The 24,661-nt window shown below is 59.2% G+C and carries 26 protein-coding genes; 9 read left to right on the forward strand and 17 right to left on the reverse strand.

From position 1 onward, the window contains the following. Positions 1–35: 35 nt before the first annotated feature. Positions 36–1,340, reverse strand: a complete 1,305-nt coding sequence (locus tag ACJ8HB_RS01585) for an Nramp family divalent metal transporter (protein WP_004928764.1) — start codon at positions 1,338–1,340, stop codon at positions 36–38. 230 nt (positions 1,341–1,570) lie between these two features. Here ACJ8HB_RS01585 and mntR point away from each other — a divergent pair, with 230 nt between their 5' ends. Continuing rightward, positions 1,571–2,041: a manganese-binding transcriptional regulator MntR gene (gene mntR, locus ACJ8HB_RS01590; RefSeq protein WP_033638048.1), complete on the forward strand. Its 471-nt coding sequence runs from the start codon at positions 1,571–1,573 to the stop codon at positions 2,039–2,041. Positions 2,042–2,055: 14 nt separating this feature from the next. Further along, positions 2,056–2,421: a DUF4180 domain-containing protein gene (locus tag ACJ8HB_RS01595; protein WP_033655058.1), complete on the forward strand. Its 366-nt coding sequence runs from the start codon at positions 2,056–2,058 to the stop codon at positions 2,419–2,421. Positions 2,422–2,477: 56 nt separating this feature from the next. Here the strand turns inward: ACJ8HB_RS01595 and ptsG are convergent, their stop codons facing one another. The 14 genes from ptsG to yceD form a co-directional block, all read right to left on the reverse strand. Continuing rightward, on the reverse strand, positions 2,478–3,911 hold the full coding sequence (gene ptsG, locus ACJ8HB_RS01600; RefSeq protein ID WP_016928184.1) for a PTS glucose transporter subunit IIBC: 1,434 nt from the start codon (positions 3,909–3,911) through the stop codon (positions 2,478–2,480). Between the two features lie 343 nt (positions 3,912–4,254). Continuing rightward, positions 4,255–5,031, reverse strand: a complete 777-nt coding sequence (locus tag ACJ8HB_RS01605; protein WP_047568061.1) for a metal-dependent hydrolase — start codon at positions 5,029–5,031, stop codon at positions 4,255–4,257. A 19-nt stretch (positions 5,032–5,050) separates the two neighbouring features. Then, complete coding sequence (gene holB / locus ACJ8HB_RS01610) at positions 5,051–6,058, reverse strand: DNA polymerase III subunit delta' (protein WP_047568063.1); 1,008 nt, start codon at positions 6,056–6,058, stop codon at positions 5,051–5,053. Next, a complete protein-coding gene (tmk, locus tag ACJ8HB_RS01615) occupies positions 6,058–6,696 on the reverse strand; it encodes a dTMP kinase (protein WP_033646442.1) in 639 nt (212 codons plus the stop codon). The genes holB and tmk overlap by 1 nt, the downstream gene beginning before the upstream one ends. Beyond that, positions 6,686–7,711 (reverse strand): endolytic transglycosylase MltG, encoded by a 1,026-nt coding sequence (gene mltG / locus ACJ8HB_RS01620; protein WP_033646443.1) that lies wholly within the window; start codon positions 7,709–7,711, stop codon positions 6,686–6,688. Before mltG ends, tmk begins: the two co-directional genes overlap by 11 nt. 13 nt (positions 7,712–7,724) lie before the next feature. Then, the gene (gene pabC / locus ACJ8HB_RS01625; protein WP_015377453.1) at positions 7,725–8,522 is read right to left on the reverse strand and encodes an aminodeoxychorismate lyase; all 798 of its coding nucleotides are present in this window, start codon (positions 8,520–8,522) and stop codon (positions 7,725–7,727) included. A 145-nt stretch (positions 8,523–8,667) separates the two neighbouring features. Next, positions 8,668–9,909: a beta-ketoacyl-ACP synthase II gene (gene fabF / locus ACJ8HB_RS01630; protein WP_033638042.1), complete on the reverse strand. Its 1,242-nt coding sequence runs from the start codon at positions 9,907–9,909 to the stop codon at positions 8,668–8,670. A gap of 82 nt (positions 9,910–9,991) precedes the next feature. Further along, on the reverse strand, positions 9,992–10,228 hold the full coding sequence (acpP, locus tag ACJ8HB_RS01635; RefSeq protein ID WP_004719003.1) for an acyl carrier protein: 237 nt from the start codon (positions 10,226–10,228) through the stop codon (positions 9,992–9,994). Positions 10,229–10,382: 154 nt separating this feature from the next. Next, the gene (gene fabG / locus ACJ8HB_RS01640) at positions 10,383–11,117 is read right to left on the reverse strand and encodes a 3-oxoacyl-ACP reductase FabG (protein ID WP_016928193.1); all 735 of its coding nucleotides are present in this window, start codon (positions 11,115–11,117) and stop codon (positions 10,383–10,385) included. 11 nt (positions 11,118–11,128) lie between these two features. After that, entirely contained in the window at positions 11,129–12,058 is a 930-nt protein-coding gene (fabD, locus tag ACJ8HB_RS01645) for an ACP S-malonyltransferase (RefSeq protein WP_015377451.1), read from the reverse strand. 18 nt (positions 12,059–12,076) lie between these two features. Beyond that, positions 12,077–13,030, reverse strand: a complete 954-nt coding sequence (locus ACJ8HB_RS01650; protein ID WP_025302411.1) for a beta-ketoacyl-ACP synthase III — start codon at positions 13,028–13,030, stop codon at positions 12,077–12,079. Positions 13,031–13,036: 6 nt separating this feature from the next. Then, entirely contained in the window at positions 13,037–14,071 is a 1,035-nt protein-coding gene (gene plsX / locus ACJ8HB_RS01655; RefSeq protein ID WP_094859786.1) for a phosphate acyltransferase PlsX, read from the reverse strand. Positions 14,072–14,082: 11 nt separating this feature from the next. Next, positions 14,083–14,250, reverse strand: coding sequence for a 50S ribosomal protein L32 (gene rpmF, locus ACJ8HB_RS01660; RefSeq protein ID WP_004927778.1), 168 nt, complete (start codon positions 14,248–14,250; stop codon positions 14,083–14,085). 16 nt (positions 14,251–14,266) lie between these two features. After that, positions 14,267–14,788, reverse strand: a complete 522-nt coding sequence (gene yceD / locus ACJ8HB_RS01665) for a 23S rRNA accumulation protein YceD (RefSeq protein ID WP_004927780.1) — start codon at positions 14,786–14,788, stop codon at positions 14,267–14,269. A gap of 141 nt (positions 14,789–14,929) precedes the next feature. Between yceD and ACJ8HB_RS01670 the strand changes: the two genes are divergently transcribed. Further along, positions 14,930–15,511 (forward strand): Maf family protein, encoded by a 582-nt coding sequence (locus ACJ8HB_RS01670; protein WP_072021566.1) that lies wholly within the window; start codon positions 14,930–14,932, stop codon positions 15,509–15,511. 6 nt (positions 15,512–15,517) lie between these two features. On the opposite strand, the gene rluC is transcribed toward ACJ8HB_RS01670, so the two are convergent. Beyond that, complete coding sequence (gene rluC, locus ACJ8HB_RS01675; RefSeq protein WP_047568071.1) at positions 15,518–16,477, reverse strand: 23S rRNA pseudouridine(955/2504/2580) synthase RluC; 960 nt, start codon at positions 16,475–16,477, stop codon at positions 15,518–15,520. A 552-nt stretch (positions 16,478–17,029) separates the two neighbouring features. Between rluC and rne the strand changes: the two genes are divergently transcribed. Next, positions 17,030–20,410: a ribonuclease E gene (gene rne / locus ACJ8HB_RS01680; RefSeq protein ID WP_072021567.1), complete on the forward strand. Its 3,381-nt coding sequence runs from the start codon at positions 17,030–17,032 to the stop codon at positions 20,408–20,410. A gap of 61 nt (positions 20,411–20,471) precedes the next feature. Here the strand turns inward: rne and ACJ8HB_RS01685 are convergent, their stop codons facing one another. Then, a complete protein-coding gene (locus ACJ8HB_RS01685; RefSeq protein ID WP_033647446.1) occupies positions 20,472–20,759 on the reverse strand; it encodes a putative quinol monooxygenase in 288 nt (95 codons plus the stop codon). Between the two features lie 213 nt (positions 20,760–20,972). On the opposite strand from ACJ8HB_RS01685, the gene pyrC reads away from it, so the two are divergent. From pyrC to solA, 5 genes are all read left to right on the forward strand, one after another. Next, positions 20,973–22,019: a dihydroorotase gene (pyrC, locus tag ACJ8HB_RS01690; RefSeq protein WP_047568077.1), complete on the forward strand. Its 1,047-nt coding sequence runs from the start codon at positions 20,973–20,975 to the stop codon at positions 22,017–22,019. A gap of 75 nt (positions 22,020–22,094) precedes the next feature. Continuing rightward, complete coding sequence (dinI, locus tag ACJ8HB_RS01695; RefSeq protein WP_033638037.1) at positions 22,095–22,334, forward strand: DNA damage-inducible protein I; 240 nt, start codon at positions 22,095–22,097, stop codon at positions 22,332–22,334. A 130-nt stretch (positions 22,335–22,464) separates the two neighbouring features. Then, the gene (locus tag ACJ8HB_RS01700; RefSeq protein ID WP_004927809.1) at positions 22,465–22,743 is read left to right on the forward strand and encodes a hypothetical protein; all 279 of its coding nucleotides are present in this window, start codon (positions 22,465–22,467) and stop codon (positions 22,741–22,743) included. Between the two features lie 201 nt (positions 22,744–22,944). Further along, entirely contained in the window at positions 22,945–23,199 is a 255-nt protein-coding gene (gene bssS / locus ACJ8HB_RS01705) for a biofilm formation regulator BssS (protein WP_004927812.1), read from the forward strand. Positions 23,200–23,339: 140 nt separating this feature from the next. Continuing rightward, on the forward strand, positions 23,340–24,455 hold the full coding sequence (gene solA, locus ACJ8HB_RS01710) for an N-methyl-L-tryptophan oxidase (protein WP_047568078.1): 1,116 nt from the start codon (positions 23,340–23,342) through the stop codon (positions 24,453–24,455). Positions 24,456–24,661: the final 206 nt, after the last annotated feature.

Here is a 24,661-nt window from a genome sequence, read left to right on the forward strand (position 1 = left end):
TAGCGACGCGGCCGCGCCCCGCGCGGCTCGCAAGATCACCCCAGCCCAGGGATATCGACGCCGAAGGTCTGCAACAGCAGCACCACGTTGAGCAGCACGATCACCACCGTGCCGACCACCGCCGCCAGACTGGTCCAGCGGCCGTTGGCGAACTCGCCCATGATGTCGCGGCGGCGGGTGAACATCACCAACGCAATCATCGGCGCCGGCAGTGCCAGGCTCAGCACCACTTGGCTGTAGACCAGCGCGTCGGTGGCGTTGACGCCCATCGCCACCACGATAAACGCCGGCACCATGGTGACCAGGCGGCGCACCCACACCGGAATGCGAAAACCGACGAAGCCCTGCATGATCATTTGCCCGGCCATGGTGCCCACCACCGAGCTGGAAATGCCGGAGGCGATCAACGAAGCGAGGAAGATGCCGGCGGCCGCCGCGCCGAACAGCGGCGTCAATGTATGGTAGGCGGTGCCAATTTCGGCCACGTCGCTGTTACCAGCGTGGAAGGCGCTCGAGGCCATGATCACCATCGCAATATTCACCAGCCCGGCAAGCGCCAGCGCGATCACCACTTCAATATTGGAAAAACGCAGCAGCTTGCGCCGCTCGCCGTTGTCGCTGGCCGGGCTGCGGTGCTGGGTCAGCCCCGAGTGCAGGAAAATGGCGTGCGGCATCACGGTTGCGCCGATAATGCCGACGGCGATGGTCAGCGCCTGCGCGTCCGGCAGCTGCGGCGTCACCATGCCGAGGCCGGCCGCTTGCCAGTCCACCGGTACGATGAACATCTCCACCAGATAGCACAGCGCGATAATGCCCACCAGGCCGCCGATCATCAGCTCGACCGGGCGGAAACCTTTCTTTTCCACCATCAACAGCGCATAGGTGATCACCGCCGTCACCCCCATCCCCGCCAGCAGCGGCATATGGAACAGCAGCGCCAGCGCGATCGCCCCGCCGAGAAACTCCGCCAGATCGGTGGCCATCGCCGCCACTTCGCTGAGCAGCCACATGCCGATCACTACCGGCCGTGAAAACTGGTCGCGGCACATCTCCGCCAGATTGCGATTGGTGACGATGCCGAGCTTGGCCGACAGCGCCTGGAACAGCATGGCGATCAGGTTGGCCATCACCACCACCCACAGCAGGCTGTAGCCGTATTTCGCCCCGGCCTGAATATTGGTGGCGAAGTTGCCGGGATCCATATAGGCAATAGAGGCAATCACCGCCGGGCCGGCGAACAGCAACGGCGTAAAGGCGCCGCGCTTGCGTCCGGCAAGAGCGGCGCCAATCGCGATGTTGGTCCGTTCGGTTAACGATGGAGTGGTTGCCGCGTCACGCATGAATTACCCTCAATCTTTCACTGGTTATTTTTCCACCTACCATGCCGACAATGTAGCATCGGCTACACTTTATGCAACAGGCGAAATTCATTGGCTTTGTGTAGAGATATTTCTAACTACCACAATGCGTGGCATCGAATTGATAATGTGTGCTATTTGGACTAACTTAGGGCAACCCTCCCCGCACTGCCGGGAGATGCCATTTTTATGCTTACAGGACGCCCCACGCTATGGTTACCCGCGCGCCAGATAACGCCGACCGCCACGCCCAGACCGACATGCCGGACGAGGCCGAGCACGCCCTGCGTTTTAGCCGCGCCCGCGAAGCGCAGTCCAATGCGCTGATCGAAGATTACGTTGAGCTGATCGCCGATTTGCTGCAAAGCACCCGCGAAGCCAGAACCACCGATATCGCGCGCCGCTTCGGCGTGTCTCACCCGACGGCGATCAAAAATATCGCGCGGCTGAAAAGCGCCGGGCTGGTGGAATCGCGCCCTTATCGCGGGGTGTTTTTAACCGAGGAAGGCGAGCTGCTGGCGCAGAAGGTGCGCCGCCGTCACCGCATCGTGGTCGATCTGCTGATGTGCGTCGGGGTGCCGAGCGAAACCGCCGAGCTGGACAGCGAAGGGATTGAGCACCATATCTCGGACGAAACGCTGGCGGTGTTCGAGCATTACCTGCAAAAGCACGCCAAGCCCTGACTCCCGGAGCGCCGATGAGCTACGCCGTGCAGCAAATCCACGATCTGCGCCTGGTGGTTTTCGCCGAAGCCGGGCCACCATTGAAAGACGAAAACGACGTCAGCCTGTTTATCGCGCCCGCCTTTGAACACGATGCCGGGATGATTGCCCTCCCCGTCAACCGCCTCGACGCCGCCTTTTTCCAGCTCAGAAGCGGCATTGCCGGCGCCGTATTGCAGAAATTTATCAACTACCGCCTGCGCGTGGCGCTGCTGGGCGATATCTCCCCCTGGCTGGCGCAAAGCAACGCGCTGCAAGATTTCGTGCGTGAGGCCAACCGCGGCGAACAGGTCTGGTTCCTCCCTTCTCTCGCCGAACTCGAACAGCGCCTGGGCGCCTGACGGCAGGCAATAAAAAAGGGAGGCTTTCGCCTCCCTTGGTAACTCCCCTGCCTGAATCAGTGATTACGGATGTATTCGTCCATATCGGTTTTCAGGTTGTCGGACTTGGTGCCGAAGATGGCCTGCACGCCGGAGCCAGCGACGACTACGCCGGCCGCGCCCAGTTTCTTCAGGCCCGCCTGGTCAACTTTGGACACGTCGGCCACGCTGACGCGCAGACGGGTGATGCAAGCATCCAGGTTAGTGATATTTTCTTTACCGCCGAAGGCCTGAACCAGCGCCGCGGACATTTCGGAACCGCCCTGCGCAGTCTGCTCGGCAGCGGTGTCTTCACGGCCCGGGGTTTTCAGATCCAGCTTGGCGATCAGCACGCGGAAGATGGTGTAGTACACCAGACCGTAGACGATGCCGACGATTGGGAACAGCCAGATTTTGCTGCTGTTGCCGCTCAGTACGATAAAGTCGATCAGGCCGTGCGAGAAGCTGGTGCCATCGCGCATGCCCAACAGGATGCAGATTGGGAACGCCAGGCCGGCCAGGATAGCGTGGATCACGTACAGGATCGGCGCGACGAACATGAAGGAGAACTCGATCGGCTCGGTGATACCGGTCAGGAACGAGGTCAACGCGGCGGAGATCATGATGCCGCCGACTTTCGCGCGGTTTTCCGGCTTGGCCGAGTGCCAGATGGCGATGGCCGCAGCAGGCAGACCGTACATTTTGAACAGGAAGCCGCCGGACAGTTTGCCCGCGGTAGGGTCGCCCGCCATGTAGCGAGGGATATCACCGTGGAATACCTGGCCCGCCGCGTTGGTGAATTCACCGATTTGCATTTGGAACGGCACGTTCCAGATGTGGTGCAGACCGAATGGCACCAGAGCACGCTCAACCACGCCGTAAATGCCGAAGGCCACGACCGGGTTCTGATAAGCCGCCCACTGCGAGAAGGTCTGGATAGCCGTACCGATCGGCGGCCAGATGAAGGACAGCACTACGCCCAGAACGATCGCCGCCAGACCGGAAATGATCGGCACGAAACGCTTACCGGCAAAGAAGCCCAGGTATTCCGGCAGTTGAATGCGGAAGAAGCGGTTGAACATATAGGCCGCGATGGCGCCGGAGATAATCCCCCCGAGCACACCGGTATCCGCCAGGTGTTTGGCCGCAATCTCTTCAGCCGGCAGGTGCAGCACCAGCGGCGCAACCACCGCCATGGTTTTCACCATGATGCCGTAGGCCACCACCGCCGCCAGCGCGGAAACGCCGTCGTTGTTGGTGAAGCCCAGGGCGACGCCGATGGCGAAAATCAGCGGCATGTTGGCGAAGACCGAACCGCCCGCTTCCGCCATCACGTGGGAGACTACCGCAGGTAGCCAGCTAAAGTTGGCGGAGCCGACGCCCAGCAGGATACCTGCGATAGGCAACACGGACACCGGCAGCATGAGCGATTTACCTACTTTTTGCAGGTTTGCAAATGCGTTCTTGAACATAGTTGAGTGTGCTCCTGAGTAATAATGCTTTGCTACTTCTTGTCGCGATGATTCGCGCTGCAAGGGGGGGAGAAAAACCCCTGCAATTCAGGGTGTCTGAGCACCCCTTGAATTTATTACGCAGAGTAAAATAAATAGCCTGCGCAATGTTTGATGACAATCACGTTTCGATGATCGAGCCGCGGTAACTTTGCATAAACCGGCTGTTTTTTGGCGAAATAGACCAAAAAAAACGCATCAATCACCTTGAAACGGGAGGGAACCTTACCCGTTTCAGTGATTAATTACGAGCTTAAAAAAAATTACGCAGACAATGACCTACAGCTATAGCCTAGGTCAAAGATCACAGTTCGAGGTGAAATAAACGTGAAAAGTTGGCGGTGGTGGCTTCGGCCAGTTGTTCCAGGCTGACGCCCTTCAATACCGTCATGTATTCAGCCACATCGCGCACATAAGCGGGTTGGTTTTCTTTGCCGCGATGCGGCACCGGTGCCAGATAAGGCGAGTCGGTTTCCACCAGAATGCGATCCAGCGGCACATAGCGCGCCACCTCGCGCAGCTGTTCGGCGTTGCGGAAGGTGACGATGCCCGAGAAGGAGATGTAGAAGCCCAGATCCAGCAGAGCTTCGGCCGTGGCCAGATCTTCAGTGAAGCAGTGGAGTACGCCGCCGCAGTCCTGTGCGTTCTCTTCACGCAGGATCGCCAGCGTGTCCGCGCGCGCATCGCGAGTGTGGACGATCACCGGCTTGTTCAGATCCCGGCCGATGCGGATATGTTCGCGGAAAGAGTCCTGCTGCAGCTCAAGGTTGTCTTTCTGGTAGAAGTAATCGAGCCCGGTCTCCCCCAGCGCCACCACCTGCTCCCCCGCCGCCAGGCGACGCAGTTCGGCGTAATCATACCCCTCTTCCAGATTGAGCGGATGCACCCCGCAGGAGAAGGCCACGTCGTTGCGCTCGCCGATCAGCTCGGTCATGGAACGGTAACCCGGCAGCGTGGTGGCAACCGCCAGCACATAGCCGACGTCGCGCGCCTTGGCTTTGGCCAGCGCATCGTCCACATTCTGGTGCAGCGTTTGATAATCCAGACTGTCAAGGTGGCAATGAGAATCGACTAACAACATAATTTTTAACTCTTTTACTTTACAGCGAATGAGGGTGGGAATAGCCGGCGGTGCCAAGCATCTGTTCCCAGCGAAGTAACTGTTCGGTCAGCAGCAGCTCGCGGTTGACGCCCACCACGCTGAGCAGCTGATGGCGGCAGTTCAGCCACTGCTGCACGATCTGCTGCAGCGAGGCGCTGCTCAGCAGGCTGGCCAGCTGATGCACCAGCGGCTGCTGATCCTGATTCAATACATAGTGATGCGCGCCCTGCTGCCACTTCATCGCGTCCACCAGCAACGCGCACAGCCAGTGCAGGCGCTCGGCGACGTCTTCATGGTTCAGCACCGGCAACAGCGACAGCATATCGCGCTGCGGCAGCGCGGCGCTCAACGCGGCGCACAGGGCGCTGCGCTGTTGCCACTGCTGCGGCTGCAACAGCTGTTCGGCGGCCAGCGGCGCGCCGTCGTGCAGGCGCAGCGCCGTGAGGCGGTCCGTCTGAGAGCCGGCCGCCTGCCGGCCCAGCCACTGCAGGCTGAGCTGCTCATCCGGGCTGGCCAAATGCCAATACAGGCAGCGGCTGCGCAACGTCGCCATCAGCCGCGACGGCTCACGGCAGCCCAGCAGAAAATAGGTTTTCTCCGGTGGCTCTTCCAGCGTTTTAAGCAGCGCGTTGGCCGCCGCTTCGGTCAGCTGTTCCGCCTGCGGCAGCCAAATCACTTTAGCGCCGCCCTGCTGCGCGTGGGCGTACAGCGTTTCAATCACCTGGCGGATCGGCTCGATGCCCAGGCTGCTCTTGCCCTTTTCCGGCGCCAGCACGTGATAATCCGGGTGGTTGCCCGCCAGCATCAGCCGGCAGCTGTGGCACTCGCCGCAGCTTTTTTCACCGTTGCGCTGCTGACAGATCAACCAGCGGCTCAGGCCGTAGGCCAGCGCGTCGTCACCGTTGCCCGCCGCCGCGTGCAGCAGCAGCGCATGATGGCCTCGGCCGTCGGCGTACTGCCCGATCAGCTGGCGATAAGGGCCGTTCAGCCACGGGTACCAGTTCATTATGCGCCTTCCTGCTGCCGCAGCCAGTGGCCGACGCAGTCGCGGATCGCCGCGGTCACCTGCTCCAGCGGCTGGGCGGCGTCGACGGTGACGATGGTTTTATCCTGCGCCGCCAGCTCGAGATAGCGAGCGCGGGTGCGTTCGAAGAACGGCAGCGCTTCCTGTTCGATGCGATCCAGCTGGCCGCGCGCCTGCGCGCGTTGCAGGCCGACCAGCGGCGGCAGATCGAGATACACCGTCAGATCCGGGCGGAAATCCCCCAGCACGGTGTCGCGCAGCGAGCTCATCAGCTGCGGATCCACACCGCGGCCGCCGCCCTGGTAAGCCTGTGAAGAGAGATCGTGGCGATCGCCCACCACCCAGGCGCCGCGCGCCAGGGCCGGTTTGATCACGGTTTCCACCAGCTGCACGCGCGCGGCGTACAGCATCAATACTTCGGCCTTGATGGTCGGCAATTCGCCGTCGATGCCGCGCTTGAACAGATCGCGCAGCTTCTCCGCCAGCGGCGTGCCGCCCGGCTCGCGGGTGAAGACGATGTCGCTGACGCCGTGTTCGCGCAGCACATTGACCACCGTATCGCGCGCGGTGGTTTTACCCGCGCCTTCCAGCCCTTCGATAACAACGAATTTACTTTTCATTCTTTTCCTTTAACGCCTGACGGTACACGCGCACCGCCTGGTTATGGCTCGCCAGATTGGTGGTGAAGGTATGCCCACCCTTGCCGTCGGCGACAAAATAGAGATAAGGCGTTTTGGCCGGATTGGCGGCCGCCTGCAGCGAGGCCTCACCCGGCATGGCGATCGGCGTTGGCGGCAGGCCAGCGATCACATAGGTGTTGTAAGGCGTCGGCGTCTCCAGATCCTTGCGCGTGATGTTGCCATTATAGCTTTCGCCCATGCCGTAGATCACCGTCGGATCGGTCTGCAGGCGCATGCCGATGCGCAAGCGGTTGACGAACACCGACGCCACCTTGCTGCGCTCTTCCGGCACCGCGGTCTCTTTCTCGACGATCGATGCCATGGTCAGCAGCTCTTCCGGCGTTTTATACGGCAGGCTGGTGTCGCGGCCGGCCCAGGCGGCCTGCAGCGCTTTGTTCATGCGCACGTGTGCGCGTTTGAGCAGCGCGATGTCGCTCATGCCGGCGGTATACTGATAGGTATCCGGGTACAAATGCCCTTCCGGCGTTTCTCCCGCAGGAATGCCGAGCGCGGCGGCAATCTCCGCTTCGCTCTTGCCCGCCAGGGTGTGTTTCAGGTATTTGGACTGCTGCAGCACCTGCTGCCAGTCACGCAGGCGTGAGCCTTCGATAAAGCGTGCGGTGAACTGCGCCTCTTTGCCGCTGGCCAACAGTTTCAGCATCTGGCGCACCGTCATGCCCGGCGTGAACCGGTAGGTGCCGGCTTTAAACTCCGCCAGCTCCGGCTCCAGCTTCAGCAGCCACTGGAACCAGCGGCCGTTGCGCACCAGCTTATCGCGCACCAATAACCCTTCCAGCGCTACCCGGCCGGTGCCGGCCGGCAGTTTGAAGATGGTTTCTTGTTGGATAGCCAGTGGCGTATCGGCAAAGCGTTCGATCTTCTGGTAGCCCCAAAACAGCAGCGCCAATACCAGAACAACAATAATAGACAGGACCTTCAGCTTTCTTTTCTTCATCAATCAGCCATGGTTAACAGTGTGGACGCAAAAAATCATACAGCTGGCGCGAAGCATAGCGCCATGATTGCGCAGCGTTTACCGGCAGCAGCGGCATCAGCGCATTGCTCACCAGGACTTCGTCGGCATCGGCCAGCGTCTCCAGCGGTTCACTGACGCAGTGCAGACGGTATTCCGAGCCTGCCAGCAGCGCGATCACCCGCCGCCGCATCAGGCCGGCGACACCTGCCTGGCTCAGATCCGGGGTAAATACCGCTTTTCCCTTACGCCAGAACAAATTAGCCGCACAGCATTCCACCAGCATACCGGCAGTGTCAAGCACCAGCGCCTCGTCGGCGGCCGTCTGGTCAAGATGCGCGCGGATCAGCACCTGCTCCAGGCGGTTCAAATGCTTCAACCCCGCCAGCAACGGATTGCGCGCCAGCGCCACCGGGCTGAGCGCAAGCGTGATGCCCTGCTCGCGCCACTGCAAATAGTGCGCAGGGTAGCTACTGCGGGCCACGATGCGCGTCGGGTTTTCGCACCCCGTCGGGCTGTAACCCCGCCCGCCGCTGCCGCGCGTCAGTATCGCTTTGACCACGCCGAGCGGAATTGATTCGGCCGCCAGCGCCATCTCCCGCTCGAAAGCCAGCCAATCGGTGGCGGGCAGCATCAGCCGCTGCGCCGCTTGCTGCAGCCGCTCCAGATGCCAGGGCAGCAGCTCGATTTTACCATCGATAACCCGGGCGGTAGTAAAGCAGCCATCGCCGAACTGCAGGCCGCGATCGCTCGGCGCCAGCGCATCGTGGCGTTGTCCGTTAATCCAGTACATGCTCCCTCCTGTTGCCGGGTGATTTCATTACGCTCGCAGGATAGCAGGCGACGAGGCGATACGCAGCCCTGTTGGTGTCCAGACGATAGGCGTAAAAAAGCCCGGTTAAAAAACCGGGCTTTTCATCAGCTATCCACAGCGCGAGTTACACTCGGCGGAAGATCAGCGAGCCATTGGTGCCGCCGAAGCCGAAGGAGTTACACAGGCTGAACTCCATATCGCTGACCTGGCGCGCTTCGTGAGGCACGAAGTCCAGATCGCAACCTTCATCCGGGTTATCCAGGTTGATGGTTGGCGGTACCGCCTGATCGCGCAGCGCCAGCACGGTGAAGATAGACTCGATCGCGCCTGCCGCACCCAACAGGTGGCCAGTCATCGATTTGGTCGAGCTCACCAGCACGCGTTCTGCATCGGCGCCGAAGACGGATTTCACCGCCTGCGCTTCCGCCTGGTCGCCCGCCGGCGTAGAGGTGCCGTGCGCGTTGATGTAGCCGATTTGTGACGGGGTCACACCAGCGTCAAGCAGGGCATTTTCCATCGCCAGCGCAGCGCCTGCGCCGTTTTCCGGTGGCGACGTCATGTGATAAGCATCGCTGCTCATCCCAAAGCCCACCACTTCGGCGTAGATTTTCGCGCCGCGCTTTTTCGCGTGCTCGTACTCTTCCAGCACCATCATGCCGGCGCCGTCGCCCAGCACAAAACCGTCGCGGTCTTTATCCCACGGACGGCTCGCCGCCTGCGGGTTGTCATTACGAGTGGACAGGGCGCGCGCTGCGCCAAAGCCGCCGACGCCCAATGGGGTGCTGGCTTTCTCTGCCCCACCGGCCAGCATCACGTCCGCATCATTGTAGGCAATGATACGCGCCGCATGGCCGATGTTGTGCACACCTGAAGTACAGGCGGTGGCGATGGAAATGCTTGGGCCACGCATGCCATACATGATTGTCAGGTGACCGGCAATCATATTCACGATGGTGGATGGCACAAAGAACGGACTGATTTTCCGTGGGCCACCGTTAACCAGTGAACTGTGGTTTTCTTCGATCAAACCCAGGCCGCCGATGCCGGAACCGATCGCGGCTCCAATGCGGCTGGCGTTAGCCTCGGTGATGTCCAGGCCTGCATCCTGCATGGCTTGCATGCCGGCAGCGATACCGTACTGGATAAAGGCGTCCATCTTGCGCGCATCTTTGCGCGAGATGAAATCCTCGGAATTAAAATTCTTTACCAGGCCAGCAAACTTGGTCGCATAGGCAGTGGTATCGAAATGGTCGATCAGGCTGATGCCACTCTGACCGGCAAGAAGAGCGTTCCACGTGGACTCTACCGTATTGCCGACAGGAGACAACATGCCCAGTCCGGTCACAACTACTCGACGCTTAGACACGTTTGTCCTCCAGGGAGGGAAAAATATGACACTAGGGATAGAAAAAACTTAGGCGGTCGAGCGACCGCCTAGATATGTTCTCTTACTGCTGGCTAGCGTTGATGAAATCAATAGCTGCCTGAACAGTAGTGATCTTCTCAGCTTCTTCGTCTGGAATCTCGGTGTCGAATTCTTCTTCCAGTGCCATTACCAGCTCAACGGTGTCAAGAGAATCAGCGCCCAGATCTTCAACGAAAGAAGCGTTGTTCAAAACTTCTTCCTGTTTAACACCCAGTTGCTCAACAATGATTTTCTTAACGCGTTCTTCGATAGTGCTCATACTCTTAAATTTCCTATCAAAACTCGCTTTCGCGATGGTTTTCGTAGTGTATAAAATGCTGAAAAAGATGCAACTAAATCCCGGCTGGTCAAACCACGATTTTACGCTATTTTGCGGTTTTTGCCTCAAATAACGCAAATGGTTTTCACATTTTTTAAATCATGTACATGCCGCCATTGACATGTAACGTTTCACCGGTGATATAGCCGGCCTCATCAGAGGCCAAAAATGCAACAGCGCTGGCGATTTCTTTAGCATCGCCCAGCCGGTTGGCTGGAACTGATGACAAAATGCCTGCGCGTTGATCATCTGTCAACGCCCGTGTCATGTCCGTCTCAATAAAGCCAGGTGCCACGACGTTGACCGTAATGCCACGCGAAGCAACTTCACGTGCCAAAGATTTGCTAAAACCAATCAGACCGGCTTTAGCCGCCGCGTAGTTCGCCTGCCCTGCGTTCCCCATGGTGCCGACAACGGAACCGATGGTGATGATACGGCCAAACCGCTTTTTCATCATAGCGCGCATTACCGCTTTTGACAGGCGGAATACGGAAGTCAGGTTGGTGTCGAGGATATCCTCCCACTCATCATCCTTCATACGCATCAGCAGGTTATCACGCGTGATGCCGGCATTATTCACTAAAATGTCGATTTCGCCAAATTCGGCGCGAATCGATGCCAGCACGCTATCGATAGATTGCGCATCAACAACGTTCAACATAAACCCTTTGCCGTTTGCGCCCAGGTAGCTGCTGATCGCTTCAGCGCCGCTCTCGCTGGTCGCGGTGCCGATCACTTTGGCGCCGCGTGCCACAAACGTTTCTGCAATAGCTCGGCCAATACCGCGGCTCGCGCCGGTGACCAGAACGATTTTACCTTCGAAGCTCATCATTTTCCTCTTTATTGTTCAAGCGCCGCCGACAGGCTGGCGGTGTCGTTCACCGCCGCAGCCGTCAGGGTGTCAACAATACGTTTAGTCAGACCGGTCAGCACTTTGCCCGGCCCCACTTCCAGCAGCGACGTCACTCCCTGTGCTGCGATAAATTCTACACTCTCGGTCCAACGCACCGGGCTGTACAGCTGACGCACCAGCGCGCTGCGGATCGCTTCCGGATCGTTTTCGGTGCGCACGTCGACGTTGTTCACCACCGGCACCTGCGGCGCGTTGAAGGTGATGTCCTGCAGCGCCACGGCCAGCTTGTCGGCGGCCGGTTTCATCAGCGCACAGTGCGAAGGCACGCTCACCGGCAACGGCAGCGCGCGCTTGGCGCCTGCGGCTTTGCAGGCGGCGCCTGCGCGCTCAACCGCTTCTTTGTTGCCGGCGATGACCACCTGGCCCGGCGAGTTGAAGTTGACCGGAGAAACCACCTGCCCCTGCGCAGACTCTTCACACGCCTTGGCGATCGCGTCGTTGTCCAGACCGATGATGGCGTACATCGCGCCGGTGCCTTCCGGCACCGCTTCCTGCATCAGCTTGCCGCGCAGCTCAACCAGACGGATCGCCGCCTTGAAGTCCAGCACGCCGGCGCAGACCAGCGCCGAGTATTCGCCCAGGCTGTGGCCCGCCATCAGCGCCGGCGCTTTACCGCCCTGCTGTTGCCAAACGCGGAAAATCGCCACCGAGGCGGCCAGCAGAGCCGGTTGGGTCTGCCAGGTTTTGTTCAGCTCTTCCGCCGGGCCTTGCTGCACCAGCTGCCACAGGTCGTAACCCAGGGCGGAAGACGCCTCGCCGAAGGTCTCCTCGACGATCGGGAACTGTGCGGCCAACTCGGCCAGCATGCCAACGGTCTGCGACCCCTGGCCCGGGAAAACAAAAGCAAATTGCGTCATTTTTTCTTCCTGTCCAAATCAGAAACGAACCAGCGCCGAGCCCCAGGTAAAGCCGCCGCCGAAGGCCTCCAGCAGCACCAGTTGGCCACGCTGAATTCGCCCGTCGCGCACCGCTTCGTCCAGTGCGGAAGGCACCGAGGCGGCAGAGGTGTTGCCGTGACGATCGAGCGTCACCACCACTTTGTCCATCCCCATGCCCAGTTTTTTCGCCGTTGCGCTGATGATGCGCAGGTTGGCCTGGTGCGGCACCAGCCAATCCAGCTCGCTGCGGTCCATGTTGTTGGCCTGCAGCGTCTCGTCGACGATGCGCGCCAGCTCGGTAACCGCAACCTTGAAGACTTCGTTGCCCGCCATGGTGACATAGGCCGGCTTGTCTTGATTCTGGCGATCCTTGTACGGCAGCGTCAGCAGGTTGCCGTAGCTGCCGTCGGCATGCAGATGGGTAGACAGAATGCCCGGCGCTTCAGAAGCCCCCAGCACCACCGCCCCTGCGCCATCGCCAAACAAAATGATGGTGCCGCGATCTTCAGGATCCAGCGTGCGCGACAAGACGTCCGCGCCGATAACCAGCGCATGTTTGACCGCGCCGTTCTTCACGTACTGATCGGCCACGCTGAGCGCGTAAGTAAAGCCGGCACAGGCCGCAGCCAGATCGAACGCCGCGCAGTCTTTGATGCCCAGCATTTGCTGCACCAGGCACGCCGCGCTCGGGAACGCGTGAGTGGTCGTGGTGGTCGCCACGACGATCAGCCCAATGTCTTCTTTAGCCACACCTGCCATTTCCAGCGCTTTCTCAGCGGCCTGGAAGCTCATCGTCGCGACGGTTTCATCCGCAGCGGCGATGCGACGTTCGCGGATACCGGTACGCGTGACGATCCACTCGTCAGAGGTATCCACCATTTTTTCCAAATCAGCATTGGTGCGCACTTGTACGGGCAAATAACTCCCCGTACCGAGAATCTTTGTATACATGTACGATCAGTCACTCTTAGGTAATACAGCCTCAAGGCGCGCAGCAATCCTTTCCGGGACTTGCCGCTGCACCGCCTGCACAGCCTGTTCGATTGCGACTGCAAACGCGTGAGGGTTCGCAGCGCCGTGGCTCTTGACTACGGTGCTGCGCAATCCTAACAGACATGCGCCATTATACTGGTCGGGGTTCAGGTGGCCGAACCGCTTAACCACCCGTTTTTGCAACCAACGGCCCAACAATTTCAGCCACCACGCTCGCTTGTTGCCGTCGCCGGACGATTTCAGCAGCGATAAGAACACCCTGACCACCCCTTCCATGGTTTTCAGGGTGACGTTGCCCACGAAGCCATCGCACACCAACACGTCGGTCTTGCCGGTGAGCAGCTCGTTTCCTTCCAGGTAACCAATATAGTTGATTGCCGGAGTATTTTTTAGCACAGCGGCCGCTTCGCGGATATTATCCAGGCCTTTGGTCTCTTCTTCGCCAATATTCAGCAGCGCCACCCGCGGTTGCACAATGCCGATCACCTCTTCCGCCATCACCGCGCCCATCACGGCAAACTGCACCAGCATGGTGCTGTCGCACTCGACGTTGGCGCCCAAATCCAGCACCACGGTTTTACTGCGTTGCTGATTCGGGATCGCCGTCATCAGCGCCGGGCGCTCGATGCCTTCCAGCGGCTTGACCAACAGCTTCGCCAATCCCATCAGCGCACCGGTATTGCCGGCGCTGACGCAGCCCTGCGCTTTACCGCTGCTGAGCTGCTCGAGCGCAATGCGCATCGACGTGCCGCGGCTGGCGCGTATCGCTTGTGAAGGTTTGGCGTCGCCGGCGATCACGGACTCGGCGGGCACGACTTGCAGACGCTCCAGAAGAACCGGATCGGCGTGGGCAAGCAAAGGGGAGATGACGTCGGGATTGCCGACCAGCAGGAGATGAAGCTGTAAATTAGAGGCCAGTGCCTGCAACGAAGCAGGCACTGTGACGCAGGGACCGAAGTCCCCGCCCATTGCATCTAACGCCAGGGTTAGACGAGTCAAGGTATCGCTACTTAGCCGATAACCTTGCGACCGCGGTAGAAACCGTCGGCAGTGATGTGGTGACGACGGTGAGTTTCACCGGATACTTTGTCTACAGACAGAGTAGTCGTGGTCAGAGCATCGTGAGAACGACGCATGCCACGCTTGGAACGGGTTGGTTTATTCTGTTGTACGGCCATGGACCTTACTCCTCAATTACTTACGCTTTAAACTGGCTAATACGGCAAACGGATTCGGTTTCTCCGCCTCGGGAGGCAGTTGGCCAAATACCATGTCCGCTTCGGACACTTCACAGTGTTCAGATTCATGTACCGGAACGACAGGCAGTGAAAGAATAATTTCGTCTTCAATCATCGCCAACAGATCGACTTCGCCAAACTCGTCAACTTCGATCGGTTCGTACGCTTCCGGTAATGCCTCAGCCTGCTCATCATTGACGACCGGGCTAAAACAATATGTTGTGTGAACCTGATGTTCGAACGGGACTCCACAGCGTTGGCACATCAACGTTACCGTGACGTCCGCATGCCCTGTTATCACCGCGAGGCGTTGATTGTCGATATTGAACGACAACGACACCTCGACATCACTGTCCACACTGACCACGGAGTCGGCAACACGAGTAACCTGCTCAGGCGCATAGACACCAGCATAGTCCAGGCGTTTCTGAGCGGTACGTACCGCATCAATGGTCAAGGGTAATTTTACCTTTTGCATAGGGCGCGCATATTAACTTTGTAACGACATAGAGTCAAAGAAAAAGGCCGTAAAACGGCTCCTTTCACCAATATTCGCTTCCACAGCGGCCGACAGTTTAAAATGCCGTACCCATTTACGCTACGGTTTGCGAAAAAAATTATGCAGAGATTGCTTTTAGCCTCCACCTCACCCTATCGAAAAATGCTGCTGGGGAAGTTACGGCTGCCCTTCGACTGCGCCGCACCCGAGGTGGATGAAACCCCACTGCCGGGCGAAAGCGCCGAAGCGCTGGTGCTGCGCCTGGCGGCGGCGAAGGCTCAGGCGCTGGCCCTCGCCTATCCCGAGCATCTGATCATCGGCTCCGATCAGGTCTGCGTGATCGATGGCAACATCACCGGCAAGCCCCATACCGAGGAAAACGCCCGGGCGCAGCTGCGCCAAGCCAGCGCCCAGGCCGTGACCTTCTATACCGGCCTGGCGCTGTACAACGGCCGCAGCAAGCAGCTGCAGGCCCTGTGCGAGCCGTTCCACGTGCATTTTCGCGCGTTGAGCGAAGCGGAGATCGCCGCCTATGTACGCATAGAGCAACCGCTGAACTGCGCGGGCAGTTTCAAGAGCGAGGGATTGGGGATCGCGCTGTTCGACAGGTTGGAAGGCCGGGATCCGAACGCCCTGATCGGCCTGCCGCTGATCGCGCTGTTGGAGATGTTGCGGGCTGAGGGCATCAACCCGCTGGTCTGACGCGGATTACTTGGCCGCCTGCCGGCGCAGCACCTGCAGGCAGTGGCGCAGCTCTTGGTCCATCGGCGCTTCGATGCGCATCGTTTCGCCGGTGGCCGGATGCTCGAAGCGCAGCGCCGCGGCGTGCAGGAACAGACGCTTCAGGCCGGTGCCCGCCAGCTGGCGATCGAACTCGCGGTCGCCATAGCGATCGTCAAAGGCGATCGGATGCCCGGCATGCAGCGTGTGCACGCGGATCTGGTGAGTGCGCCCGGTGATCGGGCTGGCCTTCACCAGCGTGGCGAATTCGTAACGCTCTTCCACCTTGAAGCGGGTTTCCGAAGGCTTGCCTTCGCTGCTGACGCGCACGATGCGTTCGCCGCTTTGCAGGATGTTTTTCAGCAGCGGCGCCTGTACGGCCTTGCAGTGGGATTGCCACTGGCCGCGCACCAGCGCCAGATAATCCTTCTGCATGCCCTTCAGCCGCAGCTGCTCGTGCAGCGAACGCAGCGCGGAACGCTTCTTGGCCACCAGCAGCACGCCTGAGGTGTCGCGATCCAGACGGTGCACCAGCTCGAGGAAGCGGGCTTCCGGGCGCAGCGCGCGCAGCCCTTCAATCACGCCGAAGCTCAGGCCGCTGCCGCCGTGCACCGCGGTGCCGGAAGGCTTGTTGAGGATCAGCAGGTGGTCGTCTTCATACAGAATGCAATCGGCCAGCGCGGCTACCTTATCCAGCTTGGCCGACACCGGCGTCTCTTCGCGCTCGGCCACCCGCACCGGCGGCACGCGCACCACGTCGCCGGCCGCCAATTTGTATTCGACCTTGATGCGCCCTTTATTGACCCGCACCTCGCCCTTACGCACGATGCGATAAATCATGCTCTTCGGCACGCCTTTCAGGCGAGCGAGCAGAAAGTTGTCGATTCTCTGACCGGCTTCGTCGTCGGAAATCGTGATGAATTGTACTGCTGGATTGTTCGTTTTCATGGTGCGGGATTCTAAATAGAGCGCGTGAATAGCGCCACATCTTTTTCTGTGCTTAACTGTCTCTCTGACGGCGGGCGAAACCCCAGCGGACAATAAGGCAGCAAGCCGGTTTGAACGTTTGCGATTTCTTCCGCAGTTAAGGAAAAGTCACCTTGCTATAACGGCATCAGCAGTGGAATAATGCAGTCACTTTCCGCGTTGATTCTCGTTAAACAGGGAAAACGGTGGAATTATAAAATTTGTCTGATCGCGCAAAAACGCAGCAATGGCGTAAGACGTAATGCGAAATCAAACAATTAGCGGGCTGCGGGTTGCAGCTTGGCCGGCAAATGGAATCAGATCTGTCGACGTAAATCAGAGGCTATTCCCCTAGTAAAAGTGCTGTCTTTCACAAAGAAAAGCAGGCTTACCGAGATAATGCGCCCCTATGCAGGCGACAACCGTGAGGTTGACGGCTTTGCGAGAAGACACGGGGCTTTCGGTTTAACTCCGGCCATGAGGTTATTTTGCCCGCAGCTTTGTCGATAATGTAAAAATAACGAGTAAGTTAAGATGAAAAGAATGTTGATTAACGCAACTCAGCAGGAAGAGTTGCGTGTTGCCCTCGTAGATGGACAGCGGCTGTATGATTTGGATATCGAAAGTCCGGGTCATGAGCAGAAAAAAGCGAATATTTACAAAGGCAAAATCACCCGCATTGAACCAAGTCTTGAAGCAGCGTTCGTGGACTACGGCGCAGAACGACATGGTTTCCTCCCTCTTAAAGAAATCGCCCGCGAATACTTCCCTAGCAATTACTCTTCCCATGGCCGCCCGAACATCAAAGATGTGCTGCGCGAAGGCCAGGAAGTCATCGTTCAGGTAGACAAAGAAGAACGTGGCAACAAAGGCGCCGCCTTGACCACCTTCATCAGTCTCGCGGGCAGTTATCTGGTGCTGATGCCGAACAACCCGCGCGCCGGCGGTATTTCCCGCCGCATCGAGGGTGACGATCGCACCGAGCTGAAAGAAGCGCTCTCCTCGCTGCAACTGCCGGACGGCATGGGCCTGATCGTTCGCACCGCGGGCGTAGGCAAATCCGCCGACGCACTGCAGTGGGATCTATCCTTCCGCCTGAAGCACTGGGAAGCGATTAAAAAAGCCGCCGAAGGCCGCCCCGCGCCGTTCCTGATCCACCAGGAAAGCAACGTTATCGTGCGCGCCTTCCGCGATTACCTGCGCCCGGACATCGGCGAAATCCTGATCGACAACCCGAAAATTCTCGATCTGGCCAAAGAGCACATCGCTGCGCTGGGCCGCCCGGATTTCAGCAGCAAAATCAAACTGTACAGCGGTGAAATCCCTCTGTTCAGCCACTACCAGATCGAATCGCAGATCGAATCCGCCTTCCAGCGTGAAGTGCGCCTGCCGTCCGGCGGCTCGATCGTCATCGACAGCACCGAAGCGCTGACCGCCATCGACATCAACTCCGCCCGCGCCACCCGCGGCGGCGACATCGAAGAGACGGCGTTCAACACCAACCTGGAAGCGGCGGACGAGATCGCTCGCCAGCTGCGCCTGCGTGACCTTGGCGGCCTGATCGTCATCGACTTCATCGACATGACGCCGGTTCGCCACCAGCGCGAAGTGGAAAACCGCCTGCGCGATGCCGTGCGCCAAGACCGCGCGCGCATCCAGATCGGCCGCATTTCCCGTTTCGGCCTGCTGGAAATGTCCCGTCAGCGCCTCAGCCCGTCGCTGGGCGAATCCAGCCACCACGTGTGCCCACGCTGTAACGGCACCGGCACCATTCGCGACAACGAATCGCTGGCGCTGTCCATCCTGCGCCTGATCGAAGAAGAAGCGCTGAAGGAAAACACCAAAGAAGTTCACGCTATCGTGCCGGTTCAGGTTGCTTCGTACCTGCTGAACGAAAAGCGCGAATCCGTCAGCGCGATCGAAAAACGTCAGGGTGGCGTGAAAGCCGTCATCGTGCCTAACGATGAAATGCAAACCCCGCACTACTCGGTGCTGCGCGTGCGCAAGGGCGAGGAAACCTCTACCCTCAGCTACCTGCTGCCGAAGCTGCACGAAGAAGACATGGAGCGCCCGCTGGAAGACGCGCCGATGGAACGCAAGCGTCCAGAGCAACCGGCCCTGGCTTCCTTCTCCCTGTCCGCCGATGCGCCACCGCCGGCTGAAGAACCTGTCGCCGTGGCCAAGCCTGCCGCTGCCGCCGCCAAAGCTAAAGCCGCAGCGCCGGCCGCCGCCAAGCCGGGCTTCCTGGGCCGCCTGTTCGGTGGTCTGAAGAGCCTGTTCGCCGGTGAGGAACAACCTGCCGTCGAAGAAACCAAACCGGCCGAAACGCCGAAGGCGGAAAGCAACGGTGAAAACCGTCGTCAGGATCGTCGCGGTCAGCGTCGCCAAGGCACAGGCCGTAAAGAGCGCGGTGAGCGTGGCGACCGTCCGGAACGCGGCGAGCGTAAAGAGCGCGGTGAAGGCCGTGACAATCGCGAGCGCGACAACCGTGAGCCGCGTGAGAACCGCGAAGGCCGTGAATCGCGTGAATCCCGCGATGAGCAGCGCCGTAACCGCCGCAACCAGCAGCAGAACGCGCCGGTAGCGGAGGAATCCGCTTCGGAAGAAAGCGCTAAAGCGCCGCGCGAAGATCAGCAGCAACGCCGTGAGCAGCGAGCTGAACGCCAGCGTCGTCGTCAGGAAGAAAAACGTCAGGCGCAGCAGGAAGTGAAAGCGCTGGAAAGCGTTGAAGCTGTCGAGAGCACCGACGAAGAGCAGGAAGAACGCCAGCAGCAGAATATGCAGCGCCGTCAGCGCCGCCCTCTGTCGCAGAAGGTGCGCATCCTGTCCGCGGAAGAAGAACTGCAGCGTGCAGCGGAAGAGCTGTTGGCGCCGAAAGCGCCGGTAGCGAAAACCGAAGTCGCGCAGCCGACCGCCGACGACAGCGTCAAGCTGCTGCCGGAAACCGTTGCCGCTCAGCCGGAAGACGATGCCCAGGGCGAAAACCGCGGCAACGGCGAAGGCATGCCGCGCCGTTCCCGTCGTTCACCGCGCCACCTGCGCGTCAGCGGCCAGCGTCGCCGTCGTTACCGCGATGAGCGTTACCCGCTGCAGTCCCCAATGCCGCTGGCGGGCGCGTTCGCTTCGCCGGAAATGGCATCGGGCAAAGTCTGGGTAAGCTACCCGGTTGCTCAGGTTGAAGAAGCCGAAGTGCAGGCCGAAGCCGTAGAAGTAGAACAGGCAGCGGCACCGGTTGTTGCCGCAGCGGTTGAACAGCACAGCGTTGCCGTGGAAGAAACTCAGGCTGCGGCCAGCGTCAACGAGCCGGCACCAGAAGCCGCCGTTGAAACTGCGGCCGTTACCGTAACGGAAGAAGCTGCAGCCGTAGCGCCTGTCGTTGCCACCCCGGCCGAGGAAACCCCGGCGCCGGTGGAAGCCGCGCCGGCACCTGCCGCAGTTGAAGAACCGAAAGCGGAAGAGACTGCCCCGGCAGTGGAAGCCGAGCCGGTAGCTGAAACCGTTGCGGCAGAACCTGTGGTTGAAGCCAAGCCGGTGGAAGACGAGCCTGTGGTCGACGCTGCGCCGGCAGAAGCTGCGCAAGCGGAAGAAACGCCAGTGGCAGAAGCAGCGCCTGCGCCAGCCGCCGTGGAAGCCGCTCCGGTCGAAAAAGCCCCGGCGCCAATCGCCGCAGAACCTGCACCTGTGGTTACTCAGCAGCCGGCACCGGTGAAAGCCGTGCAGGACGTACTGTACAAACACATCGCCACTGCGCCGATGACCAAAGCGCCTGCGCCGGCCTACGTGCCGGAAGAACGCAAGCACAGCGACTGGCAGCGCCCTTCCTTCAACTTTGAAGGCAAAGGCTCGGCAGGCGGCCATTCGGCGGTGAGCCAGGCCACCGCGCCGGCCACCAAGCCGCAGCCGGTTAACGAATAAGTTAATCTGCAGCTCTAAAAAAACCCGCCATCGGCGGGTTTTTTCTTGCCTGCAAAAAGGCTCAGGCTATCTTTTTCAGTTTTTTGATGTCTAAAACATCCAACTTGCCGTCAAGCCGGCTGACGAACTGCTGAAAATGCGCCGTCTCATTATGCTTATCCAGCGCTTCGCTGCTGGCCCAACGCTCAAAGAACACGAAAACGCCCGGCTTTTCCAGATCGCGATGCAAATCATATTGCAGGTTGCCCAACTCCTGGCGGCTCGGCTCGAGAATGTCGTGCACCGCTTCGCTGACGGCGTCTTCAAATCCCGCTTTCGCTTGCAGGGTGGCGATAACGCGTACTTCCATTGCTTTCTCCCTTTCCACTTGATGAAGGTCGACGGTATTGGCGTCGGCATCGTTGAAATCCCTGTTACTATGCGCCCGCCGTGCTATTGATTTCAACTTGTCGCCAACAAACAGATGCATCTCAGGCGCTTTCCGCTTATCCTTACACCCCGGCGTGAATAAACCCATTATTCGCTTTTCATTAGACGTATTTGACCGCCGGAGCCTAGCTAGATGACCGCACAACCTCAAGTTCTGAAAATCCGCCGCCCAGACGACTGGCATATCCACCTGCGTGACGACGAGATGCTGAAAACGGTGGTGCCCTATACCAGCCAGGTATTTGGCCGGGCGATCGTGATGCCGAACCTGGTTCCGCCCGTAACGACCGTGGCCGCCGCGCGCGCCTACCGCGATCGCATTCTGGCGGCGGTCCCGCAGGGCCACAACTTCACTCCGCTGATGACCTGCTATCTGACCAACTCTTTGGCGGCCAGTGAACTGGTCAACGGCTTTGAGCAAGGGGTGTTTACTGCCGCCAAGCTGTATCCGGCCAACGCCACCACCAACTCCAGCCACGGCGTCAGCGACGTGACCGGCATTTACCCGCTGTTCGAACAGATGCAAAAAATCGGCATGCCTTTGCTGATCCACGGCGAAGTGACCGACCCTGCCGTCGATATCTTCGACCGCGAGGCGCGCTTTATCGAGCAGGTGATGGAACCGATCCGCCAGCAGTTCCCGGAGCTGAAGATCGTCTTCGAGCACATCACCACCAAAGAAGCGGCGCAATATGTGCAGGCAGGCAATCGTTTCCTCGGCGCCACCATCACGCCGCAGCACCTGATGTTCAACCGCAACCACATGCTGGTCGGCGGCATTCGCCCACACCTGTTCTGCCTGCCGATCCTCAAGCGCAATGTCCATCAGGAAGCGCTGCGTCAGGCGGTCGCCAGCGGTTCGGATCGTTTCTTCCTCGGTACCGACTCCGCGCCGCACCTCAAGCATCGCAAAGAGTCCAGCTGCGGCTGCGCCGGCTGTTTCAACGCGCCGAATGCCATCCCGGCTTACGCCGCGGTGTTCGAACAGCTCGGCGCGCTGGCGCACTTTGAGGCCTTCTGCTCGCTCAACGGCCCGCGTTTCTATGGCCTGCCGCTCAACGAAGACTTCATCGAGCTGCAGCGCGTGCCGACCACCCAGCCAGAAGAGATCGCCCTGGGCAATGAATCCGTGATCCCCTTCCTGGCCGGTGAAACCCTGAACTGGTCGCTGAAAGACTGATATTTTTTCTTCGCCCTCTTACCCCCGCAGTCGGTTAACTGTATAAATAAACAGTAAATCGCTTCGGGGGCAATTATGCGTGTTGAAGTCACTATAGATAAAACCCGGCCGCTGCCGTCGGGCGCCATTGAGGCGCTGACCGGTGAACTGGGCAAACGGGTCAATCGCCAGTTTCCAGACGCCGTCGTGCACGTACGTTATGCCGGCGCCAACGGGCTCTCCGTGCTGGGGGGCGCCAAAACCGACCGGGATCTGATCGAGGAAATCCTTCAGGAAACCTGGGAAAGCGCGGACGAGTGGTTCAGCGCAGAATAACACTGCAATGCTGTTTTTGCCGGGGGTCGCTCTCCGGCTTTTTTGTTTCTGGCGCCCAGCCCATTCATCGCTTACCCTTACTCTGGAACAAAATCCGCCTCAGCGCTGTATTTAACGCAAAGGAGTAAGCATGGCCCCGGACAAGGTGAAATCCGAAGACGCAATGACGTTTGGCGAACTGCTGGCGTTGATTGCCGATCAGAAAAGGCGCTTGAACGTACTGGAAGTGGCTTTCTCTTATCTGGCCTTCAGCCTGGATGACAAAGCCAACCAGCGGCTGATCCACAGCCTGAAGCTGGAGTCGCACAGCCAGAATCGCGACGCCGAAACGCAAAAGCATTTCGCCCATTTGGCCGAAGAGCTGGAAAAATGTTTGCATGGCGCATCGCCACCTGCCGACGCGGAATAACGTGCTGCGCTGTACTCACCCACTGCAGCACATACAAATTTGTAGAATAATTGTTCAAATAAATATTTATTTTGCAAATTTTGGTGACAACCCCCTCCACCGATGAAAGCGGATGCGTATACTGTAATTGCTCTCATGATGATGAGCCGCATTGATCCTCGTTAGTCACTCACGGTAGTTACTACTCAATAAGGGGTCTTTATGGACAGAAATGATGAAGTAATTCAGACGCACCCGCTTGTCGGTTGGGATATCAGTACTGTCGACGTTTACGACGCCATGATGATACGCCTTCATTACCTGTCTTCACTAGACCAAACGCCCGAAGAAGCCCAAGTAGACAGAACGCTTTGGCTGACCACAGATGTCGCCCGTCAATTAATCAATATCTTAGAGGCCGGCATCGCCAAGATTGAAGCTACGGATTACCAGGATCTTGATCGCAGAAAACATTGATTCATCGTCTCCTACCCCCTAAGGCGCCGCGACCGTTCCCGGCGCCTTTTTCTTTGCCTTTCGCCGTTCAATCAGTGCATTGCGCCCGCCAACCTTTTATCATGGGGCGATAAGAATTCGCTATCAGAGAGGGTGGGTACGTGGAATATGATTTGATTGTGGTGGGCAGCGGTTCCGTCGGCGCGGCGGCAGGCTATTATGCCACGCGGGCCGGCTTGAAAGTGCTGATGATCGACAGCGCTATCCCCCCGCACCGAAACGGCAGCCATCACGGCGATACCCGCATTATCCGTCACGCTTACGGCGAAGGCGAAAAGTACGTGCCGCTGGTGCTGCGCGCGCAGGCGCTGTGGAATGCGCTGATTCAACAATCCGACGAGGAACTGTTCCAGTCGTGCGGCGTACTCAACCTGGGGCCACAGCACTCCGAATTCATTCGCAATGCTCAGCAGAGCGCGCAAAAATTCCGCCTGAACGCGCAAACCCTCAGCGCCGAACAGATTGCTCAACGCTGGCCGGAATTCCGCACGCCGGAAGGTTACGTCGGCGTTTTCGAGCCGGACGCCGGCTTCCTGCGTTCCGAACTGGCGGTGGCCAGCCTGATCAAGCTGGCGAAAGAGGCCGGCTGCAGCCAGTTGTTCAACTGCCCGGTCAGCGCGGTGGAGCCTATCGATGGCGGCGTTGCAGTCGTCACCGGCGAAGGGCGCTTCACGGCGCGAAAAGCGGTGGTCACCGCCGGCACCTGGGTGAAAGCGCTGTTGCCGCAGCTGCCGGTTGCGCCATTGCGCAAGGTATTCTCCTGGCATCAGGCGGATGGCCGCTACAGCGTGAACAATCGCTTCCCGGCCTTTACCGTTGAAGCGCAAGACGGCACGCACTATTACGGCTTCCCGGCGGATAACGACGGCCTGAAAGTGGGCAAACACGACGGTGGCCAGCCGATGGATGCCCCCGAGCAGCGTAAACCTTTCGGCAGCCACGCCAGCGACGGCACCGAAGTCTTCACCTTCCTGCGGCAGTTTTTACCGGGTGTAGGCGTATGTTTACACGGCGAAGCCTGCAGCTATGATATGAGCCCCGACGAAGACTTTATTATCGATACCCTGCCGGAGTGCGATCGTCTGATGGTCATCAGCGGATTGAGCGGCCACGGCTTCAAGTTCGCCAGCGCACTGGGCGAGATTGCCGCGCTGTTCGCGCAGGACAAAGCGCCGCCGGTCGACATCTCCAGCTTTGGTCTGAAACGATTTAGCTAAGCGAAGGCTGTCGCTGTCCTGGTTCCCGTCGAGCCCTGGACAGCGAAATCTGACGGTTACAATTTCTTAACCTGCTAACTCTTTTAAATACCAAGTAAAAATTCTTATAACGGAAATTTCTTGCATTCAGCAGTTGAATTTCCGAATTGAACACTTGCAGTGTAAGTCCTATTTTACAGAAGATATGCTCCATCGGCTTTCAACAA

This window comes from Serratia sp. CY27727 (assembly GCF_052169275.1).
GTDB lineage: Bacteria > Pseudomonadota > Gammaproteobacteria > Enterobacterales > Enterobacteriaceae > Serratia > Serratia sarumanii.

Excerpts from the sequence above, each read along its gene's own strand:
- ACJ8HB_RS01585 (WP_004928764.1), bottom strand. The coding sequence starts at position 1,340 with ATGCGTGACGCGGCAACCACTCCATCGTTAACCGAACGGACCAACATC.
- mntR (WP_033638048.1), top strand. The coding sequence starts at position 1,571 with ATGGTTACCCGCGCGCCAGATAACGCCGACCGCCACGCCCAGACCGAC.
- ACJ8HB_RS01595 (WP_033655058.1), top strand. The coding sequence starts at position 2,056 with ATGAGCTACGCCGTGCAGCAAATCCACGATCTGCGCCTGGTGGTTTTC.
- ptsG (WP_016928184.1), bottom strand. The coding sequence starts at position 3,911 with ATGTTCAAGAACGCATTTGCAAACCTGCAAAAAGTAGGTAAATCGCTC.
- ACJ8HB_RS01605 (WP_047568061.1), bottom strand. The coding sequence starts at position 5,031 with ATGTTGTTAGTCGATTCTCATTGCCACCTTGACAGTCTGGATTATCAA.
- holB (WP_047568063.1), bottom strand. The coding sequence starts at position 6,058 with ATGAACTGGTACCCGTGGCTGAACGGCCCTTATCGCCAGCTGATCGGG.
- tmk (WP_033646442.1), bottom strand. The coding sequence starts at position 6,696 with ATGAAAAGTAAATTCGTTGTTATCGAAGGGCTGGAAGGCGCGGGTAAA.
- mltG (WP_033646443.1), bottom strand. The coding sequence starts at position 7,711 with ATGAAGAAAAGAAAGCTGAAGGTCCTGTCTATTATTGTTGTTCTGGTA.
- pabC (WP_015377453.1), bottom strand. The coding sequence starts at position 8,522 with ATGTACTGGATTAACGGACAACGCCACGATGCGCTGGCGCCGAGCGAT.
- acpP (WP_004719003.1), bottom strand. The coding sequence starts at position 10,228 with ATGAGCACTATCGAAGAACGCGTTAAGAAAATCATTGTTGAGCAACTG.
- fabG (WP_016928193.1), bottom strand. The coding sequence starts at position 11,117 with ATGAGCTTCGAAGGTAAAATCGTTCTGGTCACCGGCGCGAGCCGCGGT.
- fabD (WP_015377451.1), bottom strand. The coding sequence starts at position 12,058 with ATGACGCAATTTGCTTTTGTTTTCCCGGGCCAGGGGTCGCAGACCGTT.
- ACJ8HB_RS01650 (WP_025302411.1), bottom strand. The coding sequence starts at position 13,030 with ATGTATACAAAGATTCTCGGTACGGGGAGTTATTTGCCCGTACAAGTG.
- rpmF (WP_004927778.1), bottom strand. The coding sequence starts at position 14,250 with ATGGCCGTACAACAGAATAAACCAACCCGTTCCAAGCGTGGCATGCGT.
- yceD (WP_004927780.1), bottom strand. The coding sequence starts at position 14,788 with ATGCAAAAGGTAAAATTACCCTTGACCATTGATGCGGTACGTACCGCT.
- ACJ8HB_RS01670 (WP_072021566.1), top strand. The coding sequence starts at position 14,930 with ATGCAGAGATTGCTTTTAGCCTCCACCTCACCCTATCGAAAAATGCTG.
- rluC (WP_047568071.1), bottom strand. The coding sequence starts at position 16,477 with ATGAAAACGAACAATCCAGCAGTACAATTCATCACGATTTCCGACGAC.
- rne (WP_072021567.1), top strand. The coding sequence starts at position 17,030 with ATGAAAAGAATGTTGATTAACGCAACTCAGCAGGAAGAGTTGCGTGTT.
- ACJ8HB_RS01685 (WP_033647446.1), bottom strand. The coding sequence starts at position 20,759 with ATGGAAGTACGCGTTATCGCCACCCTGCAAGCGAAAGCGGGATTTGAA.
- pyrC (WP_047568077.1), top strand. The coding sequence starts at position 20,973 with ATGACCGCACAACCTCAAGTTCTGAAAATCCGCCGCCCAGACGACTGG.
- dinI (WP_033638037.1), top strand. The coding sequence starts at position 22,095 with ATGCGTGTTGAAGTCACTATAGATAAAACCCGGCCGCTGCCGTCGGGC.
- ACJ8HB_RS01700 (WP_004927809.1), top strand. The coding sequence starts at position 22,465 with ATGGCCCCGGACAAGGTGAAATCCGAAGACGCAATGACGTTTGGCGAA.
- bssS (WP_004927812.1), top strand. The coding sequence starts at position 22,945 with ATGGACAGAAATGATGAAGTAATTCAGACGCACCCGCTTGTCGGTTGG.